The 18210-nt window shown below is 45.9% G+C and carries 12 protein-coding genes and 1 pseudogene; 8 read left to right on the top strand and 5 right to left on the bottom strand.

Going from position 1 to position 18210, the window contains the following annotated elements; genetic code table 11:
* From NQ565_RS06840 to NQ565_RS06830, 3 genes are all read right to left on the bottom strand, one after another.
* Positions 1–3402, bottom strand: coding sequence for a SusC/RagA family TonB-linked outer membrane protein (locus NQ565_RS06840; protein ID WP_005657892.1), 3402 nt, complete (start codon positions 3400–3402; stop codon positions 1–3).
* Between the two features lie 147 nt (positions 3403–3549).
* The gene (locus NQ565_RS06835) at positions 3550–4086 is read right to left on the bottom strand and encodes an RNA polymerase sigma-70 factor (RefSeq protein ID WP_005657893.1); all 537 of its coding nucleotides are present in this window, start codon (positions 4084–4086) and stop codon (positions 3550–3552) included.
* Positions 4087–4105: 19 nt separating this feature from the next.
* The gene (locus tag NQ565_RS06830; RefSeq protein WP_040316311.1) at positions 4106–6331 is read right to left on the bottom strand and encodes a GH92 family glycosyl hydrolase; all 2226 of its coding nucleotides are present in this window, start codon (positions 6329–6331) and stop codon (positions 4106–4108) included.
* 225 nt (positions 6332–6556) lie between these two features.
* On the opposite strand from NQ565_RS06830, the pseudogene NQ565_RS06825 reads away from it, so the two are divergent.
* From NQ565_RS06825 to NQ565_RS06805, 5 genes and pseudogenes are all read left to right on the top strand, one after another.
* Positions 6557–7267, top strand: a pseudogene (locus NQ565_RS06825) (HAD family hydrolase); the annotation flags it as partial.
* A 394-nt stretch (positions 7268–7661) separates the two neighbouring features.
* Entirely contained in the window at positions 7662–7979 is a 318-nt protein-coding gene (gene rplU, locus NQ565_RS06820; RefSeq protein ID WP_005657896.1) for a 50S ribosomal protein L21, read from the top strand.
* Between the two features lie 23 nt (positions 7980–8002).
* Positions 8003–8272 carry a 50S ribosomal protein L27 gene (gene rpmA / locus NQ565_RS06815; protein WP_005657898.1) on the top strand — a complete coding sequence of 90 codons (270 nt, stop codon included), beginning with the start codon at positions 8003–8005 and terminating at the stop codon, positions 8270–8272.
* A 158-nt stretch (positions 8273–8430) separates the two neighbouring features.
* A complete protein-coding gene (gene serS, locus NQ565_RS06810) occupies positions 8431–9705 on the top strand; it encodes a serine--tRNA ligase (protein ID WP_005657900.1) in 1275 nt (424 codons plus the stop codon).
* A 332-nt stretch (positions 9706–10037) separates the two neighbouring features.
* Complete coding sequence (locus tag NQ565_RS06805; protein WP_005657902.1) at positions 10038–12344, top strand: bifunctional dihydroorotate dehydrogenase B NAD binding subunit/NADPH-dependent glutamate synthase; 2307 nt, start codon at positions 10038–10040, stop codon at positions 12342–12344.
* A gap of 79 nt (positions 12345–12423) precedes the next feature.
* Here NQ565_RS06805 and panD read toward each other — a convergent pair whose 3' ends face one another.
* Positions 12424–12777, bottom strand: coding sequence for an aspartate 1-decarboxylase (gene panD, locus NQ565_RS06800; RefSeq protein WP_005657904.1), 354 nt, complete (start codon positions 12775–12777; stop codon positions 12424–12426).
* A gap of 22 nt (positions 12778–12799) precedes the next feature.
* Positions 12800–13645: a pantoate--beta-alanine ligase gene (gene panC, locus NQ565_RS06795; protein WP_005657906.1), complete on the bottom strand. Its 846-nt coding sequence runs from the start codon at positions 13643–13645 to the stop codon at positions 12800–12802.
* 245 nt (positions 13646–13890) lie between these two features.
* On the opposite strand from panC, the gene NQ565_RS06790 reads away from it, so the two are divergent.
* From NQ565_RS06790 to NQ565_RS06780, 3 genes are all read left to right on the top strand, one after another.
* On the top strand, positions 13891–14709 hold the full coding sequence (locus tag NQ565_RS06790; protein ID WP_005657908.1) for a glycogen/starch synthase: 819 nt from the start codon (positions 13891–13893) through the stop codon (positions 14707–14709).
* A gap of 25 nt (positions 14710–14734) precedes the next feature.
* A complete protein-coding gene (locus tag NQ565_RS06785; protein ID WP_005657910.1) occupies positions 14735–16309 on the top strand; it encodes a DUF4270 domain-containing protein in 1575 nt (524 codons plus the stop codon).
* A 147-nt stretch (positions 16310–16456) separates the two neighbouring features.
* Positions 16457–18112 (top strand): IS1182 family transposase, encoded by a 1656-nt coding sequence (locus NQ565_RS06780; protein WP_005656266.1) that lies wholly within the window; start codon positions 16457–16459, stop codon positions 18110–18112.
* The last annotated feature ends 98 nt before the right edge of the window (positions 18113–18210 follow it).

Below are 18210 nucleotides of genomic sequence, written 5' to 3'. Positions count from 1 at the left end.
TTAAAAACCTAAGCTGACAGACAGACCGAATGTACGGGTATAAGGCAGTGCCGCATAGTCGATGGCCTGTGAGAACATGGTTGTATCATAACCACCCTCCGGACTTGTACCCGGTGTATGTTTCAGCAGGTAACAAAGGTTACGTGCCACGAATGATACGCTGAGCGACTGAATCGGAGTCTTTTTCAACAGTTTAGTCGGGAAATTGTAACCGATTGACAACTCTTTCAATTTGATGAATGAAGCATCGTACAAGAAATCTTCCGCCAACAACGCACCGTAATACTGGCTTGCCGTAATCTTGGTAGTATTGGGTTGTCCGCTTTCGGTTACGCCGGGGAACACCATCATATAATTATCCTTCTCACCGCGATTCTCGGTACGCTTTGCCAAACCGTTACCGGCTGCCACCATCTCGGAATAAGAAAGGATGTCGCCACCGAATTTCATATCGAACATTGCCGACAAGGTAATTCCCTTATAAGTAAAGGTAGGAGATACGGACATAGTCAAATCAGGCTGAATATTGCCGATAGGATTGTTTACGCGTTCCTTCTCATCGTTGATTGTCTGAGGCAAACCGTTCTCACCGATAATGATATTACCGCTGTCATCGCGTTTGTACAGTTTCTGAGCATAGATTTCACCCAGTTTTTCTCCGGCACGTGCACCTACGTTAACGGGGAAGTTGTTGTCACCGTTAAAGAACAGGTAGTTCACATTAGCATCCGGTGCCAATTCTTTCACCTTAGATACGTTATGAGCAATATTCACATTCAAATCGAACGTAAAGTCTTTGGTATCCACAATTGTAGAATAAAGCATCAACTCCACACCCTGATTGGTAATCAAACCGGCATTTACCCATTGTCCGCCACTCCAGGGAGCCGCTGCGGGCACTTTCATAATCTGGTTCTTAGTCTTGCTATAATAGTAAGTGAAGTCAAAACCCAAACGGTTATTAAAGAATTTCATATCAAGACCAGCCTCGTAAGAGGTAGCGATTTCCGGTTTCAGATTGTCATTCATCTTCACATTGCTCTTATCCGGAACCAGAATACCGTTGTCGAACTTATAACCATAGGTATTTATCAACTGATAGGGTTCCGTATCCTTACCCACCTGAGCAGCAGAAAGACGCAACTTGGCAAAGGTAACCCACGACGGCAACGGTTTGTCGATGCTCTTCATAAAGTCGGAGATAACAAAACTCAAGTTGGCGCTGGGATAGAAGAACGAGTTGTGTGCCTTTGGCAAAGTAGATGACCAGTCGTTACGGGCCGTAATATCGAGTGACAGATATTCCTTCCATGACATCTGTACCGAACCGAATACGGAATTCATGGCACGTTCACGTTCCACATTAGCAGCGGTACGAAGCAGATTGGAAGCATTGAACATCCACAATCCTTTAGTGTGCATATTACCCACACCGGCAGTAAGGTTCTCGAATTTCTGATACATGAAGTTAGCGCCGGCAGTAAAGCCCAGACGGAAGTTATCAGTCAACTGGCGATCGCCCATCAATACAAATTCGGCATTGCTTTCAAAGAAGTTCTCTTCACCGCGATCCATCTTGTCATCCTTAATCTGGCTGGGGAAAGATTCTCCGCTGATACCGTCACCGCCATTGGTATTCTCCACACGGGTACGATAGTAGTCGAACGCATATTTGGCTGAAAGATGCAACCAATCGGTAAAGTTGATTTTAGCTCCATAATAACCGAAGGCACGCCAGCGCTCGTCGCTGTTGTGACGTTGGTTCAGTACATAATAAGGATTACGGATGCCGGCTGTAGGACCATACCAGTTGCTGTGTACACGGTTCTCCGTAGAATATTGTTTCAAATCGTCCAGACGGACATTATGAGGAATACCCATCAACTGATTGATTGCACCGTAGTTACCATACTCCGGACGGTCTGTTGCCTTCGTGCGGCTCAAAGAGATTTTACCGTCCATAGACATCCACTTATTCAGTTCCGTACCGGCATTAAGGTCGATATTCACACGATTCAGTTTTTCATTGGGGAATACGCCCTTGCTGTCCGAAATACCGACAGAAGCACGATAATGAGAAGTTTCCGTACCGTTGCTCACAGATACGTTATGATTTTGAGAGAAACCGGTATCGAAATAATCCTCCAGTTTATTGCCATACTTGGAGTAAGCGTATGTCTCACCGTTCCAAGCCTTTTGCTGGCTGCCGTCAAGAACAGGTCCCCAACTGCCCGATGCCGATGTAGTATATTCAGCACCGCCATTCGCACCGATTTGTCCTTGTCCGTAACGGGTTTGCTGTTCCAGCGTTTCCGCTACACTGCTCCAGGTGAAATTACCGTTATAACGCACACCGAAACCGGTTTTCTTGGAACCTTTCTTGGTTGTAACAAGGATAACACCGTTACCGGCACGCGATCCGTAAAGAGCTGCCGCATTAGGTCCTTTCAACACGGAAATACTTTCAATGTCATCCGGATTAATGTCGAGTGCTGCGCCACCACGGTCTACACCACCATAGAAGGAAGCATCGCTGTTATTGTTATCGCTGAACGGTACACCGTCTACAATCCACAACGGCTGGTTGTTGTCGCTCAAGGAAGAGTTACCGCGGATGGTGATTTTGGTAGAACCGCCCAAGCCGGTAGCCGAGGTGTTCATTTGAAGACCTGCCACCTTACCTTGCAGTGCGCTGGTTACCGACGGGTCGCCGGTTTTATTCAGTTCATCGCTCTTCAGTTCCTGAACCGCATAACCCAGCATCTTCTTCTCGCGCTTGATACCGAGGGCAGTAACCACAACCTCCTGCAATAACTGCGAGTCGTCTTTCATCGTTACATTAATGGCGGCTTGTCCGTTTACATCAATGTCTACCGCTTCATAGCCAATGTAAGAGAAACGTAATTTGGCCGACGGAGTCGAAACATTCAGCGTATAATTACCGTCAATATCCGTAATCGCACCGTTGGAAGTCCCCACTTCCTGAATACTTACGCCAATCAACGGTTCGCCCGTAGTATCCGTAACGGTTCCCGTTACCTTGTGAGTTGCCTGCTGGGCTACCTGGGCAACTGCCGTCCGCGTTTCTTTTTTAGAAAGATACACCACGCCGTCTTCAATGCGATAGCTGACACCCTTTCCCTCGAGCGCCTTGTCCAAAACGGTTTCCAACGAAGCATTCTTCAAATTCACTGCATGTACAGGAATGGAAGCCAGATTGTCATCATAAAAAAATTGGTACTTGGACTGCGCCTTGATCTGCTTTATCATAGTCCCTAAACGGGCATTTGACAAAGCAACATTCAGTTGAGCTGCCGCAATCTGAGAAGAGGTTGCAAACATGGCAAAAATAAGAAATGCACGAAGCAGTTTCTGAAAATTGCACAAATACTTGTTTTTCATACTTGTCTCTTTTAAGATTAAACTAATTACTTTATATTAGATTTTTTCACTACGATAATATAACAACCACACCTATGGAAAACACTTACGCGAGCAAACACTTTTTTTTCAACAAAAAATATTTATCTTACAATCAAAACCTTACAGCTATTTGTTCCGGATATAACCTTCCAGCCGGCTACGCAAAAATTTCAATGCCTTATACATATGAGCCTCTACCGTACGGAGCGATACATCCATGGCTTCGGCAATATCCTTATTCTTCATATTGTGCAAATAGCTGAGCTTAAATACCAGCTTGCATTTTTCCGGCAATTCGTCGATGGCGCTGATGATATGCTTCCTTAATTCCCGGTCTTCTATCCGTTTCAGCACATCGTTATCATCCGGCTGGTAAAACAGGGCGCGTTTATTGTACACTTCCTGCATGGCTGCTTCATAGCTGTTCTTGATGTCGCGATGTTTCAACACATTCAGTGCACGGGTATAAACCGCCCGGTACAGAAAAGCTTGTATCTGCTCGCCCACTGTCACACTGTCTTTTCTGTGCCAGAGCTCCACAAACACTTCCTGCACCACATCCTCGGCATCTTCCTCCCCTACCATGCGCGCTGCATAAAACAGCAGATTCGCATAGTATTTCCGGAAAAGTTGCCTGTACACTATGTCAAACTCATCTTCCATATATTATTTCAAGGTAAGCTCAATACCATGCTTTTCCGGGTTCACTTCCCATTTCGAACTCCAGAATACTGCCGTTCATTATCTGCTCATGCATAATATAACTTTTGTCATAAGGCTTTCCGTCGAGCTTCACCGACCGGATATACCTATTCTTCCCGCTCACCCCATGAGCAAGAACCGTAAAGGTTTTGCCATTGGACAACCGCATCCTTACCTCCGGATACAGCGGCGTACCTATTTCATACTCACCGCCAACCGGATTTACAGGATAGAATCCCATGGCGCTGAATACATACCAGGCAGACATCTGCCCGCAATCCTCATTACCGCACAAGCCGGCGGGCGTATTCTTATACAGCTCACGCATCACCTCCGACGCATACTTCTGGGTTTTCCAGGGTTGCCCCACTTTGTTGAACAGATAAATAACATGATGGCTCGGTTCATTGCCATGCGCATACTGCCCTATCATACCGGTACTGAAAATTGGAAGCTCCTCATCATCGGCAGGGCGGTACGTGAACATACTGTCAAGCTTCTGCGCAAAGCGCTCCTTCCCGCCGGTCAGGGCTATCAGCCCATCAATATCCTGCTGCACCGACCAGAAATACTGCCAACCGTTGCTTTCGCAAATATGCGGCGTATAATCATCCGGCGAGAAACCGTCTATAAAAGCTCCCTTGTCATCACGCGGCTGCATGAAAGATGTCTGCGGATTATATACATTCTTATAATTCTGCGAACGTTTGTAGAATTCATCCGCTACCTGCCGCTCACCCAGCTTCTCGGCCAAGCGGGCTATACAGTAATCATCGTAAGCATACTCCAGGGTTTTGGAGAGCGACCAGTTCTCTGCATTATAGCTATCCGTCACGTTGTAAGGCACATATCCATGCTTCTTATAAAGGCCGATACCCCGATAATCATCCATATTGGCTGTAGCCACGCAAGCCTCCAAAGCCTTCTTAGCATCAAAATCCCCTATACCTTTCAGACAGGCATCCACAATGACCGGTACGGAGTGATAGCCTATCATCATATCCGTTTCACTGCCATAAAAATTCCATACCGGCAGGCGACCGTTCTGCTCATAAAAGGCAAGGAAGGATTTCACCATGTCGTTCACACGCGCCGGTTCTATATAAGTATAAAGCGGATGAGAGGCACGGTACGCATCCCATAAGGAGAAAGTGCTGTAATTCGTCCATCCGTCGGCTTTATGTACCTGCCTGTCGGGCCCGTAATAAGAACCGTCCACATCGGCATAGATGGTAGGAGCCAGCATCGAGTGGTAAAGGGCCGTGTAAAACTTCACCTTTTCATCGCGATTGCCGCACTCGATTTCTATCCGTGACAAATGCCCGTTCCAGTTTTTGCGTGCGGCAGCAAGGTATTTATCGAAATCATCATCAGGTACTTCCGCCGCCAGATTACGTGCTGCCCCTTCCATGCTTACCCCCGAAATGGCCGTGCTCACAAGGAGCTGTTCTCCCTTTGTTGTCTTAAAGTCAAAACGTGCCATGACCGAAGTCCCGATTCTTTTTCCATCTTTCAGGACTGCTGCCGAATCCAGCCGCATCGTCTCAAAGGGGCGGGAAAAGCGTGTACGGAAAAAGATGCGCTGACCGCGCGCCCATCCGTCAGAAAAACGATAGCCCTGAATAGTAACGGAATCCACTTTCTCTACATAAGAATCTTCCGTAAAGTCCCAGTTCATGGCTTTCCTCAAATTCAGGATAACGGCTGCATCAGCCTGAGGAAAGGTATAGCGCTGAATGCCGCAACGCTCGGTTGCGGTAAGCTCTACGTTGATATCGTAATCTTTCAGGAGCACGCGATAGTAACCTGCGCTTGCGGACTCATCGGCATGCGAGAACCGGGAATGGATGCCCAACGGTTCTTCAGCCTCCTTATAAGGAAGAGTTACCGGCATGAAGGAAATGTCATACAAATCGCCCGCCCCTGTACCCGAAAGATGGGTGTGACTGAAACCGGCAATCGTACTGTCGGGATAAAAATATCCCGAAATGCGGTCCCAACCGGGAAGCCCGTTGTCGGGACTGAGTTGCACCATGCCGAAGGGAACCTGTGCACCGGGATATGTATTCCCGGTAAAATCTGTACCGATAAACGGATTTACATAGTCTGCATAACATTCGTCTGCGACTTTCAAAGCGTCCCGCTGCATACAAGAGGATAGCAACAGGACAGGCAAGACTGTACAAATGGATCTCAATATTTTCATAATATGATACGGTTAACATATTCAAACTGCCTATTAAAACAACTCAACATGAAATAACACTTATTTCCATAAGTATGTCCGAATACAAATATAAGAAAAACATGTATGTTTTCACACTTTTTGCATATTTTTTCGTCCGCACCCCCAAAACGGATAAAGAAAGTTTTCTACAAGATAAAGCATTCGGAACTCATGTTTTTTATTTATGTTTGCGTAAAAAAACAAATGAACTATACAACTTACCTCTTTGACTTCGATTACACGCTTGCCGATTCTTCACGCGGCATCGTCACCTGTTTCCGCAACGTGCTGAACCGCCACGGCTATACCCACCCGACCGACAACGACATCAAACGCACCATCGGCAAAACGCTGGAAGAATCTTTTTCCATTCTTTCCGGCGTAACCGATACCCGCCAGTTGGCTGAGTTCAAAAAAGAATATATAAAAGAGGCAGATACGCACATGACCGTCAATACCGTGCTTTTCCTTGAAACCAAGTCGGTACTGGCAGCCTTGAAAGATTCAGGCGCCCGCATCGGAATTATATCCACCAAATTCCGTTACCGCATCAAGGAGTTGCTGGACCAGCATTTTCCCGAAGACTTTCTTGACATCATCATCGGCGGAGAAGATGTGCAAACGCCCAAACCATCGCCGGAAGGTCTGCTGCTTGCCATCAGGCAACTCCATGTCACCAAGGCCGAAACACTGTACATCGGTGACAGTACGGTAGATGCAGAAACCGCACAAAAGGCCGGAGTGGATTTTGCAGGTATCACGCACGGCATGACCACCGCCGAAGAACTGAAGAAATACCCGCACAAGAAAATAATGAGCAGCCTGGAAGAATTGTTAGAACGGGAACCATTGCCCGCCGCTGCATCCCCAAGGAACATCAGTGTACGTCGCATTGCGCTTCTGCTGCTCCTCTTTGCTGCATTCGCCGCTTTCTTTTGCTTTCTCATCTTTATATAATGCTTAAGGAAATACCTTGCCACAATTAAATCGTTCCGCTATGGAGAAAGTTTTGTTCTGCCATGGTGGAACAAAATTTCCTCCACGGTGGAACAGAATGTTCTCCACGATGGAACGAATAAGCCTTCGCATCTCCACCGCTTAACGGCACTCCCGGAACATCCCGGCTTATGGAGAAGCATTTGTTTAAGCACGAAATATTAATTGTCTAAAAAAAGAGAAAGAAAGATTTGTCCGTTCCAAATAAAAGAGGTAATTTTGTGCCCGATTATTCCGCACCGGGTTTAATTAAGTGTATTCTAAGTGATTAGAGACCACCCGACGGAGCTAACTTATACATTATATATAAGAAATGTACGCAATTGTAGAAATCAACGGCCAGCAATTCAAAGCAGAAGTTGGCAAGAAACTGTTTGTACACCACATGCAAAACGCTGAAGCCGGTGCAACAGTAGAATTCGAGAAAGTTCTTTTGGTAGACAAAGACGGCAACATCACTGTAGGTGCTCCTACTGTAGAAGGCGCAAAGATAGTTTGCGAAGTTGTTTCCGGTTTGGTAAAAGGTGACAAGGTTCTTGTTTTCCACAAGAAAAGAAGAAAAGGATATCGCAAACTGAACGGTCACCGTCAGCAATTCACAGAGTTAACAATTAAGGAAGTAGTAGCTTAATCAAATTAAAACAGTAAGAAGAAATGGCACATAAAAAAGGTGTCGGTAGTTCTAAGAACGGCCGCGAATCACAGAGCAAGAGATTAGGCGTTAAGATATTTGGTGGCGAAGCTTGCAAGGCAGGTAACATCATCGTTCGTCAAAGAGGTACTGAATTCCATCCGGGTAACAACATCGGTATGGGTAAAGACCACACTCTTTTCGCCTTGGTAGACGGAACTGTACAGTTCAAAGTAGGTAGAGAAGACAGAAGATTCGTTTCTGTTATTCCTGCCGAAAATGCAGAAGCATAAGTTTCCGGACAAAAAATAAAGCGAAGGGATGCAATCTGTCTGATTGCATCCCTTTCTTTTTAAGCGCAAAAATAAGCAAGTTTCTTTTTTGTAATACTTTTGATTTGCACTATCTTTGCCCTCACAAATCCGGAATATCATAAAAACAAGTATAAGATATGCTTACCATTAAACAAATTACAGACAATACCGACGCGGTAATCCGCGGACTGGAGAAAAAGCACTTCAAAAACGCCAAAGAAACCATTGAGCAAGTGCTGGAAACCAACAACAAACGACGCAATACCCAAACAATCTTAGATAAGAACCTGTCGGAAGTCAATTCCCTGTCCAAATCTATCGGAATGCTGATGAAAGAGGGCAAGAAAGACGAGGCAGAGACTGCCAAAAACCGTGTAGCCGAATTGAAAGAAGCCAACAAGGCATTGCAGGAAGAAATGGACCAAGCTGCAACCGACCTGCAGAACCTGCTCTATACAATTCCCAATGTTCCTTACGACAGCGTACCCGAAGGTGTAGGCGCCGACGACAATGTGGTTGAAAAAATGGGCGGCATGGAAACCGAACTTCCCAAAGATGCGCTTCCACACTGGGAACTGGCCAAGAAATACGATCTGATAGACTTTGACCTGGGTGTTAAAATCACGGGTGCGGGCTTTCCTGTATATAAAGGAAAAGGCGCACAGCTCCAACGTGCGCTCATCAACTTCTTCCTGGACGAGGCACGCAAGTCGGGCTATACGGAAATAATGCCGCCGACAGTGGTCAATGCGGCTTCCGGTTACGGAACAGGCCAGTTGCCCGACAAAGAGGGTCAGATGTATCATTGCGAAGTGGACGATTTGTATCTGATTCCGACTGCCGAAGTTCCCGTAACGAATATCTATCGCGATGTAATCCTTGACGAGAAGCAGCTTCCTATCAAAAACTGCGCTTATACGCAATGTTTCCGTCGCGAAGCAGGCTCATACGGTAAAGACGTACGCGGCTTGAACCGTCTGCACGAATTCTCCAAAGTAGAATTGGTGCGCATCGACAAGCCGGAACATTCCAAAGAGTCTCACCAAGAGATGTTGGACCATGTGGAAGGATTGCTCCAGAAACTGGAACTGCCTTATCGCATCCTGCGTCTGTGTGGTGGCGACATGAGTTTTACAGCTGCCCTTTGCTTCGACTTCGAGGTGTACTCCGAAGCACAGAAACGCTGGCTGGAAGTAAGTTCGGTATCCAACTTCGACACTTATCAGGCCAACCGCCTGAAATGCCGCTACCGTACAGCGGAAAAGAAAACAGAGCTTTGCCATACACTGAACGGTTCTGCGCTGGCATTGCCGCGTATCGTAGCAGCGCTATTGGAAAACAACCAGACACCGGAAGGTATCCGCATTCCGAAAGCACTGGTTCCCTATACAGGATTTGAGATGATTGACTAAGGAAACATCATTTCCTCATTCAAAATAATAAAAGGTGCGTCAGAATATAAAATTCCTATTATTCTGACGCACCTTTCATACAGAGCAGAAGGCTGAAAGCCTTATATCTTACAGGAATGTGTGTCAAAACTAAAATCCCCATAATTGCCCCCTCACTCCTCAAGTCCCTCTTCCTTTAAAAGGTCATTCTCTATCCTCAAAACCCTTTCATCCCTTCCCTCTGACTCTTTTTTCCCCTGCACATTCTTTGTTATTAACAAATAACCCGTATCTTTGCATAATCTATCATTCTGAAAGAAATCGCGTAATTACACCAACAAAATTATAAGATAATGAATAAAATCATTAGCAAAGAACATTTCTCTGAAAAGGTCTTCAAATTAGTAATTGAAGCACCGTTAATTGCTAAATCGCGCAAGGCAGGACACTTTGTAATAGTACGTGTAGGCGAAAAAGGCGAGCGCATGCCGCTGACCATTGCCGCTGCCGACCCTGTAAAGGGAACTATCACTTTGGTTGTACAGGAAGTAGGTCTCTCATCTACCCGCTTGTGTGAGCTGAATGAAGGTGATTATATAACCGATGTTGTCGGTCCGCTGGGACAAGCCACCCATATCGAGAACTTCGGAACTGTTGTTTGCGCCGGTGGCGGTGTGGGTGTAGCCCCGATGCTTCCCATCGTGCAGGCATTGAAAGCTGCCGGTAACCGTGTGATTACAGTGCTGGCAGGACGCACCAAAGAGCTGATTATCCTTGAAAAAGAGATGCGCGAAAGCTCCGACGAGGTCATTATCATGACGGACGACGGTTCATACGGCCGTAAAGGTTTGGTTACGGAAGGTGTGGAAGATGTTATCAAACGCGAGAAAGTAGACAAATGCTTCTGTATCGGCCCGGCCATTATGATGAAATTCGTTTGTTTGCTGACGAAGAAATACGAAATACCCACCGATGTATCCTTGAATACCATCATGGTAGACGGAACCGGAATGTGCGGCGCCTGCCGTATCACCATCGGCGGTAAAACCAAATTTGTATGCGTAGACGGCCCGGAATTCGACGGTCACCAGGTAGATTTCGACGAAATGCTGAAACGCATGGGTGCATTCAAAAATATCGAACGCGAAGAAATGCATAAACTGGAAGAACCGCAAACTTGTCAGGCAACCGGCGAGAACACTCAGGCAGAAGATGAAAAAAACCGCAATGCCGCCTGGCGTCAAGAACTGCGCAAGTCCATGAAAGCCAAAGAGCGTACTGCCATTCCCCGCGTGGAAATGAACGAGTTGGATGCGGAATACCGTTCGCACAGCCGCAAGGAAGAAGTGAACCGGGGATTGACCGAGGAACAGGCCCTGACAGAAGCCAAACGTTGTTTGGACTGCGCCAATCCGGGGTGCATGGAGGGTTGCCCCGTAGGTATAGACATACCCCGTTTCATCAAGAATATAGAACGCGGCGAGTTTCTGGAAGCAGCCAAAACATTGAAAGAAACCAGCGCATTGCCCGCTGTCTGCGGTCGTGTGTGTCCGCAGGAAAAACAATGCGAATCCAAGTGTATCCACTTAAAGATGAACGAAAAGCCGGTTGCCATCGGTTATCTGGAACGCTTCGCTGCAGATTACGAGCGGGAAAGCGGACAAATCTCCGTGCCGGAAATCAAAGAAAAGAACGGCATTAAGATTGCTGTAATCGGTTCGGGACCCGCCGGTCTGTCTTTCGCCGGAGATATGGCGAAATATGGTTACGATGTTACCGTATTCGAGGCACTGCACGAAATCGGCGGCGTATTGAAATACGGTATCCCCGAGTTCCGTCTGCCCAACAAGATTGTGGATGTAGAAATCGAGAACCTTGCCCAAATGGGTGTGAAGTTTATCAAGGACTGCATCATCGGCAAGACATTAAGCGTAGAACAACTGGAAGAAGAAGGGTTCAAAGGCATATTCGTCGCTTCCGGTGCCGGACTGCCGAACTTCATGAACATCCCCGGTGAAAACTCCATCAATATCCTATCGTCCAACGAATACCTGACGCGCGTCAACCTGATGGACGCCGCCAGCGAAGATTCCGATACGCCTGTGCCTTTCGGTAAATGCGTAGCCGTTATCGGTGGCGGTAACACGGCTATGGACTCCGTCCGCACAGCCCGCCGCCTGGGCGCCGAACGCGCTATGATTATCTACCGCCGCTCGGAAGAAGAGATGCCCGCACGTATCGAGGAAGTGAAACATGCCAAGGAAGAAGGTGTAGAATTCCTGACACTCCACAACCCGATAGAATACATTGCCGACGAGCAAGGAAAAGTAAAACAGGTGGTTCTTCAAAAAATGGAACTGGGCGAACCCGATGCTTCCGGACGCCGCAGTCCTGTCCCCATTCCGGGAGCTACCGAAACGATTGACATTGACCTTGCCATTGTCAGCGTGGGTGTTTCTCCTAATCCGATTGTTCCGAGTTCTATCAAAGGACTTGAATTGGGGCGCAAAGGTACGATTGCCGTAAACGACAACATGCAGTCGTCCATACCGACCATTTATGCCGGTGGCGACATTGTCCGCGGCGGCGCTACCGTAATCCTTGCTATGGGCGACGGGCGGAAAGCTGCCGCAGCAATGAATGAACAACTGAAGAACTAAAGAAACTTCACCATAAAAAGAAAGAAAGCGTATCGCAATGAACGATACGCTTTCTTTTTCTTTCTATCTGATACAGAACTTATTTCACCACCTTGTTTGTCACCGGATCAGGAAAAATCACCGTCGGCTTAAACGTCTTGGCCTCTTCAAAGTCCATCAATGCATACGACATGATAATAACAATGTCATCCGGTTGAACCCTACGGGCTGCCGCGCCGTTCAAACAGATTTTGCCCGAACCGCGCTCGCCTTTAATAATGTAAGTTTCAAAACGTTCACCGTTATTATTGTCGGCAATATAAACCTTCTCGCCGGCAATCATGTTAGCGGCATCCATCAAATCCTCGTCAATCGTGATGCTCCCCATATAATTGAGGTTGGCTTCCGTAACACGGGCGCAATGGATTTTAGACTTCAACACTTCAATCATCATAAGATTGGCTTTTTTATGTTTATTATTCCTTATACTTGATATTGTCAATCAGGCGGACTTCTCCGCAGAACACCGTAATGCAACCCACGGCATACGAAGTATCTTCCCAATCGGCAATCTTCTGCAACGTGTTGCCGTCCACCAGTTCAAAGTATTCCAAACGCAAGCCGGGAGCGGCTGCAATGGCATCTTCCACAAACTTCTGTGTCTCAGCAACCGTATGCGAAGCCGCAAAGGTACGACTTTCAAATAAAGTCTGCGAAATTTTCAAGGCATTTTTGCGTTCCTCGTCAGACAGACGGGCATTGCGGCTACTCAGCGCCAAGCCGTCTTCCTCACGTACGATAGGACAACCTACAATCTCCAACGGATACTTCATCTGACGCACCATTTCACGGATAATGGCCAATTGCTGAAAGTCCTTTTCTCCGAAATAGGCGCGATCCGGCTGCACCGCATCAAACAACTTGCTCACAATCTGGCACACACCGTTAAAGTGTCCCGGACGAAAGGCTCCCTCCATTACCGTATCCAAAGGTGCGTAGCTGAATTGGCGCGTATCCGGTTCCGGATACATCTCCTCCACTGCCGGAGCAAAAACAAACGCAGCCCCACATTCTTCCAGCAAACGACAATCAGCTTCCGGCGTACGGGGATATTTGATTAAATCATTTTGGTCATTAAACTGAGTAGGATTTACAAAAACACTTACTACAGCGGCATCATTCTCCGCCACACAACGTTTTACCAATGAAGCATGACCGGCATGCAAGGCCCCCATCGTAGGTACCAGACCGACCTTCTTACCCTGGGCTCTCATAGCCGAAAGTCCGGCCTGCAAGTCCTTGATAGTATGTACTATTTCCATTTTTATTGGTTATATAATAACTTAGTTGTTCGCAAAACGATGCAAAATAAGCTATTATTTACCACATAAAGAAGAAATATCATAAATTAATGCAAAAGTCATTCCATATCCAAAGCTGTATCCGACCCTTTTTATCACTGATATACAAACAGTTAACAATTCATAAGGAATTATAGATGAGCTCGTCTTGCTTTATTGCCCGATTTTTTTTATATCTTTGCAGAATAATTGAGAACATCGTTATTATGACAAAAGCGAACAAGGTTTTATTTATAACACAAGAAATTACCCCTTACGTTTCAGAATCCGAAATGTCCCTTGTTGGCAGAAACCTGCCGCAAGCAATCCAAGAAAAAGGCAGAGAAATCAGAACGTTTATGCCCAAATGGGGAAACATCAACGAGCGCAGAAACCAATTGCACGAAGTGATACGTCTCTCCGGCATGAACCTTATCATTGACGATACCGACCATCCGCTTATCATTAAAGTAGCTTCCATACAGTCTGCCCGCATGCAAGTTTACTTTATCGACAACGACGATTACTTTCAGAACCGCCTGCAAGTGGTTGATGAGAACGGCGTTGAATATGAAGACAACGATGCACGCGCTATTTTCTATGCACGCGGTGTATTGGAAACAGTCAAGAAACTGCGTTGGTGTCCGGACGTCATCCACTGCCACGGTTGGATGACTGCATTAGCACCGCTGTATATCAAGAAAGCGTATAAAGACGAACCGTCATTCAGAGATGCAAAAGTTGTCTTTTCACTTTATGACAATGACTTCAAGGAACCGTTCCATCCCGATTTTGCCAGCAAGCTTCTTCTGAAGGGTATCAGTAAGAAAGACGTTGCCGATTTGAAAGAGCCGGTGGACTATACAGCTCTCTGCAAACTGGCGGTGGACTATTCCGACGGTGTCATCCAGCAAAGCGAACACGTGAATGAGGAAGTGATAGCATATGCCCGCCAAATCGGCAAGCCTGTCTTAGGCTATCAATCTCCCGAAATCTTTGCAGATGCCTGCAACGACTTCTACGACCAGGTTTGGGGAGCAGAATAAAAATAAAGTATCAATACGAAGAATTATGAAAGTAAAATATTTAGGGATATTGCTTTTTGCAATTCTGGCTTTCTACGGATGCGATGACAATACCGGCACATTGGGCATGAGCATGTTACCTGATTCTGACGGTATTTCAGCCACAACTACGACTTTTGATGTCACCACCAAATCTCTCCTTGCAGAAAAAGTTTATGCCAAGACAAGTACGGGATATGTAGGTAAATTCACAGATCCTGCTCCCGAAGGTTTTGGAAGCTACGAAGCCAGCTTCCTGACTGAGCTGAACTGTACGGACGACTTCAAATTCCCCGCAGTATACGACCCGGAAAAGCATGTGGGAACAATGGCGGGTGATACCGTCGTTTCAGCACAGTTAACAATATACTACTCTTCATGGTTCGGAGATTCCTTAAATCCATGCAGAATGTCGGTATATGAGCTGGACAAAAGATTAGAAAACAAGCACTATACCGATATTAATCCGAAAGAATATTACGGAAATGAAACTGACAAGCCGCATTTTGAAGAAACCGGTTATTTTGAGTTGCACAAAGCATATACTGCTTATGACACCTCTGTTCCCGACTCTGTAAGAAATGCTACCGACTCTAATGGAAACAGTCTTTTTTATCCCAATGTAACTCTGCCTCTAAGCAAGCAGTTTGGAAATGAACTCCTGCAGTTGAACAGAGCCTACCAAAGAGGAGAAAACGATTTCTTCAAAAACTCGGAGAAGTTTATTGACAATGTATTGAAAGGAGTCTATATTAAGACGGATTACGGAGACGGAACAATTCTATACGTTGACCGTGTGGACCTGCAAATGCAATTCCGCTTTCATTACGTAGACAGTTTAGGAGTAAAGCTCACCAAAAAAGACGGTAAAGACTCTTTATATTATAGTACGGCAACAGTGTTTGCCTCCACCAAAGAAGTTATTCAAGCCAATAAGTTTGAAAGCTCCGAGGAATTAATCAAGAAAGCGAATGAAACCGGTTGGAGTTATCTCAAATCGCCTGCAGGTATTTTTACAGAGGCAACCTTGCCCTATGATAAAATACATGAAGAGTTGTCAAACGACACACTGAATGCTGTCAAGCTGACTTTCACAAACTATAATCAGGAAAGTAACAAGTATAAATTCAGCATGAGTGCACCGGAAACCGTACTGTTGCTGCGTAAAAAAGACATGGACTCTTTCTTTGTCAACAATGAGCTTGCAAACAATGTAACCTCTTTTGTCGCAACTCACAACAGTATCGAAACCAACCAATACACCTTTATGAATATAGCCCGTCTGGTTTCTGCTTGCATCAATGAAAAAAAGACCGCCAAACAGAAAGCCAAAGAAGCGGCAGGTACATCGTGGAATGAAACTGCATGGGAAACAGAATGGAGCGAAGGCGAAGGAAAGGATTGGGATAAAGTAGTAATAATCCCCGTAGTTGTGACCTACGATACAAACAGCACTACTCCTTCCATAATTGGTATTCAGCATGACTTGAAGCCTACGTATGCCAAGCTGAAAGGTGGAGACCCGGAACAGGGTGGAACCAAATTGCAAATAGAGGTTACATATACTTCTTTCAATAAGTAAAAAAAGCAGGAACTTAGATTCTATATCTTTATGAAGGTGTGTCAAAATGCACACCTTCTGTTTTTTACGCACAAAGCCCCGACTTTCACAAGCTGGGGCTTTGTTATTACCTAAAGATTTTGTATCTTTAAGCATAAGTTCTTTACTATGACAAAGATACATTTTCGTCCTTACAATCCCAACCAAACCGTTCTTTTTCCTCAAAGAATTGATGAGGATATTGCAGAAAACGATCCGGTGCGCATGGTTGACGCCCTGGTTGAGGGCTTGAATCTTGAAAGTTTCAGAAAACTGTATAAGGAATGCGGTCGCAGCCCTTACCACCCCAAGATGATGCTCAAGGTCATTCTGTATGCCTATATGAACAACATCTACTCCTGCCGGAAAATTGAAAAACTCCTTCACCGTGACATCCATTATATCTGGCTGGCCGGATATGAGAAACCGGATTTCATTACCATCAACCGTTTCCGCAACCGGGTGAAGAAGGAAATTAACGAAGTGTTTACGCAAACCGTACTTCTTCTCTCTTCCAAAGGCTTCATCAGCCTGAATGTGGAATATATTGACGGGACAAAGCTCGAATCCAAAGCCAACAAGTACACTTTCGTCTGGCGAAAAACGGTTGAGCGGAACCGTGAACGCCTGATGAAGAAGATACATGTCCTGTTAGGGCAGATAGACGATGTCATTGCTCAGGAGAAGTCATCAGAGAACAATGAGGAAGTTGAGTTCACTCCGGCCATGCTGACTGAAATGGCAGGAGAATTGCGTCATGCACTGGAACAGGTTTCCGAGCCATCCGCGAAAGAGGAAAAGACTGAACTGAAAAAGAAACGCAAACAGCTGAAGGAACTGGAAGAACACAGGGACAAACTGCAGGAATACGACTGCCATCTGGAAACACTGCAAGAGAGGAATTCCTATTCCAAGACGGACAAGGACGCTACTTTTATGAGAATGAAGGAGGATGCCATGCGCAACGGACAGACGAAGCCCGGTTACAACCTTCAAATCGGCACCGAAAATCAGTTCATCACCGATTTTGCACTCTTCCCGAACCCTACGGATACACTGACCCTGATTCCTTTCCTGCAATCTTTTTCAAACAGGTATGAACGGATGGCCCATACGGTGGTTGCTGATTCCGGCTATGGCTCCGAAGAGAATTACCGCTTCATGTCCGAAAACGGCATGGAAGCCTACGTAAAGTACAACTATTTCCACATGGAGCAGCGGCCGAGATTCAAACCGGCCCCGTTCAAGGCCGAAAACTTCTACTACAATGAAGAACATGACTTCTGCATCTGCCCTATGGGGCAAAGGATGCGGAGGATAGGCACCAGGAATGTGAAAACCGCATCCGGATATGTCAGCGAAAATGCACGGTACAGAGCTGTCAGGTGTGAAGGTTGTCCCCTGCGATGCCGCTGTTTTAAAGCAAAAGGAAACAGGACGATAGAACTGAATCATAGGCTTAGACAATACAAGCGGAGAGCCAAAGAACTGCTCTGCTCTGAGAAAGGACTGAAACACAGAGGGCAGAGATGCATAGAACCGGAGGCCGTGTTCGGACAAATTAAAAACAATATGAACTACAAACGTTTCCGACATTTTGGAAAGGACAAGGTCTTCATGGACTTTGCCTTCCTAGCCATTGCCTTCAATATAAAAAAAATGTGTGCAAAACTGACAAAAGAAGATACGAAATGGCTGATTGGATGGTTTTATGAACTTACTGTCGCTTTATTTAGATGCTGGAGACACATAAATCAAAGAAATCTTCGAATTATCGCAGCTTAAAGAAAATGAACAGATTTGTATAGTGATGAACAAAAAAGAGGTGCATCGTGCATTACGACACACCTTCATAGTTTACTTTAAAGAAAGAGAAGGTTCTG

It is taken from the genome of Bacteroides stercoris ATCC 43183 (assembly GCF_025147325.1).
In the GTDB taxonomy this organism is placed as follows: Bacteria; Bacteroidota; Bacteroidia; order Bacteroidales; family Bacteroidaceae; genus Bacteroides; species Bacteroides stercoris.
This window is presented reverse-complemented; position numbering and strand designations above follow the sequence as displayed.